Genomic DNA, 3,241 nt, shown 5'->3' with positions numbered 1-3,241 from the left:
TCACTTAGTATCCTTAATTGACCATTGAAAATTGAATATCTATATCAAATAGTAACAAGAAATAAACCGAAAGCTGTAGATTTTAAGAGTTTTTAAGATTTACTTATTATATACCAAAAGAAGTTAAAATAAAGGTTAAGTTAATAAGGGCGCACGGTGGATGCCTTGGCACTAGGAGCCGATGAAGGACGTGACGAACGACGAAATGCTTTGGGGAGCTGTAAGTAAGCTTTGATCCAGAGATGTCCGAATGGGGGAACCCACTAGCTACTGGCTAGTATCCATTTCTGTTAAGGGAATGAGAAGGAAGACGCAGTGAACTGAAACATCTAAGTAGCTGCAGGAAGAGAAAGCAAACGCGATTGCCTGAGTAGCGGCGAGCGAAACGGCAGGAGGGCAAACCGAAGAGTTTACTCTTCGGGGTTGTAGGACTGCAATGTGGACATAAAGAGTATAGACGAATTACCTGGGAAGGTAAGCCAAAGAGAGTAAGAGCCTCGTAGTTGAAATAGTCTTTATACCTAGCAGTATCCTGAGTACGGCGGGACACGCGAAATCCCGTCGGAATCTGGGAGGACCATCTCCCAACCCTAAATACTCCCTAGTGACCGATAGTGAACCAGTACCGTGAGGGAAAGGTGAAAAGCACCCCGGGAGGGGAGTGAAATAGAACCTGAAACCGTGTGCCTACAACAAGTTCGAGCCCGTTCATGGGTGAGAGCGTGCCTTTTGTAGAATGAACCGGCGAGTTACGTTATGATGCGAGGTTAAGTGGAAGAAGCGGAGCCGTAGGGAAACCGAGTCTGAATAGGGCGAATTAGTATCATGATGTAGACCCGAAACCATGTGACCTACCCATGAGCAGGTTGAAGGTGCGGTAAAACGCACTGGAGGACCGAACCAGGGCACGTTGAAAAGTGCTTGGATGACTTGTGGGTAGCGGAGAAATTCCAAACGAACTTGGAGATAGCTGGTTCTCTCCGAAATAGCTTTAGGGCTAGCGTCGACATCAAGATTCTTGGAGGTAGAGCACTGTTTGGGTGAGGGGTCCATCCCGGATTACCAATCTCAGATAAACTCCGAATGCCAATGAATTATGGTCGGCAGTCAGACTGCGAGTGCTAAGATCCGTAGTCGAAAGGGAAACAGCCCAGACCACCAGCTAAGGTCCCCAAATAATTGTTAAGTGGAAAAGGATGTGGGGTTGCACAGACAACTAGGATGTTAGCTTAGAAGCAGCTATTCATTCAAAGAGTGCGTAATAGCTCACTAGTCGAGTGACCCTGCGCCGAAAATGTACCGGGGCTAAAACAATTTACCGAAGCTGTGGATTACCGAAAAGGTAATGGTAGGAGAGCGTTCTATATGTGGCGAAGGTGTACCGTGAGGAGCGCTGGAACGTATAGAAGTGAGAATGCCGGTATGAGTAGCGCAAGATGGGTGAGAATCCCATCCACCGTAAGACTAAGGTTTCCAGGGGAAGGCTCGTCCGCCCTGGGTTAGTCGGGACCTAAGGAGAGACCGAAAGGTGTATCCGATGGACAACAGGTTGAGATTCCTGTACTAGTATGTATTGCAATGGAGGGACGCAGAAGGCTAACTCAACCAGACGAATGGAAGTGTCTGGCCAAGCAGTGAGGTGTGATATGAGTCAAATGCTTATATCTGTAACATTGAGCTGTGATGGGGAGCGAAGTTTAGTAGCGAAGTGAGTGATGTCACGCTGCCGAGAAAATCTTCTAGCGTTAATTACATACTACCCGTACCGCAAACCGACACAGGTAGTCGAGGCGAGTAGCCTCAGGTGAGCGAGAGAACTCTCGTTAAGGAACTCGGCAAAATGACCCCGTAACTTCGGGAGAAGGGGTGCTGACTGACAGTCAGCCGCAGTGAATAGGCCCAAGCAACTGTTTATCAAAAACACAGCTCTCTGCTAAATCGTAAGATGATGTATAGGGGGTGACGCCTGCCCGGTGCTGGAAGGTTAAGAGGAGTGCTTAGCGGTAACGCGAAGGTATGAATTGAAGCCCCAGTAAACGGCGGCCGTAACTATAACGGTCCTAAGGTAGCGAAATTCCTTGTCGGGTAAGTTCCGACCCGCACGAAAGGCGTAATGATTTGGGCACTGTCTCAACGAGAGACTCGGTGAAATTTTAGTACCTGTGAAGATGCAGGTTACCCGCGACAGGACGGAAAGACCCCATGGAGCTTTACTGCAGTTTGATATTGAGTATCTGTGCCACATGTACAGGATAGGTAGGAGCCAAAGAGATCGGGACGCCAGTTTCGAAGGAGGCGTTGTTGGGATACTACCCTTGTTGTATGGCTACTCTAACCCGGATAGGTGACCCCTATCGGAGACAGTGTCTGACGGGCAGTTTGACTGGGGCGGTCGCCTCCTAAAAGGTAACGGAGGCGCCCAAAGGTTCCCTCAGATTGGTTGGAAATCAATCGTAGAGTGTAAAGGTATAAGGGAGCTTGACTGCGAGAGCTACAACTCGAGCAGGGACGAAAGTCGGGCTTAGTGATCCGGTGGTTCCGCATGGAAGGGCCATCGCTCAACGGATAAAAGCTACCCTGGGGATAACAGGCTTATCTCCCCCAAGAGTTCACATCGACGGGGAGGTTTGGCACCTCGATGTCGGCTCGTCGCATCCTGGGGCTGTAGTCGGTCCCAAGGGTTGGGCTGTTCGCCCATTAAAGCGGCACGCGAGCTGGGTTCAGAACGTCGTGAGACAGTTCGGTCCCTATCCGTCGCGGGCGTAGGAAATTTGAGAGGATCTGCTCCTAGTACGAGAGGACCAGAGTGGACTTACCGCTGGTGTACCAGTTGTTCTGCCAAGAGCATCGCTGGGTAGCTATGTAGGGAAGGGATAAACGCTGAAAGCATCTAAGTGTGAAACCCCCCTCAAGATGAGATTTCCCATGATTTTATATCAGTAAGAGCCCTGAGAGAAGATCAGGTAGATAGGTTAGAAGTGGAAGTGTGGCGACACATGTAGCGGACTAATACTAATCGCTCGAGGACTTATCCAAATAGAAATATAATTTTAACGAGCACAGCCAAGGATTTCTTGAGACTAACTAAGATAGATATTCAATTTTGAGTAGTCAATACTCAGTCGTTAAGTGACGATAGCCTAGGAGATACACCTGTTCCCATGCCGAACACAGCAGTTAAGCCCTAGAACGCCGGAAGTAGTTGGGGGTTGCCCCCTGTGAGATATGGTAGTCGCTTAGC

At 49.0% G+C, this 3,241-nt stretch carries 2 rRNA genes; both read left to right on the top strand.

Annotated elements, in window-relative coordinates:
• The first annotated feature begins 133 nt into the window (after positions 1-133).
• A 23S ribosomal RNA gene (locus C4K46_RS10480) occupies positions 134-3,036 on the top strand.
• Between the two features lie 89 nt (positions 3,037-3,125).
• Positions 3,126-3,241 (top strand): 5S ribosomal RNA (gene rrf, locus C4K46_RS10475).

Origin of the sequence: Streptococcus oricebi (genome assembly GCF_017883985.1) — a bacterium.
In the GTDB taxonomy this organism is placed as follows: domain Bacteria; phylum Bacillota; class Bacilli; order Lactobacillales; family Streptococcaceae; genus Streptococcus; species Streptococcus oricebi.
This window is presented reverse-complemented; position numbering and strand designations above follow the sequence as displayed.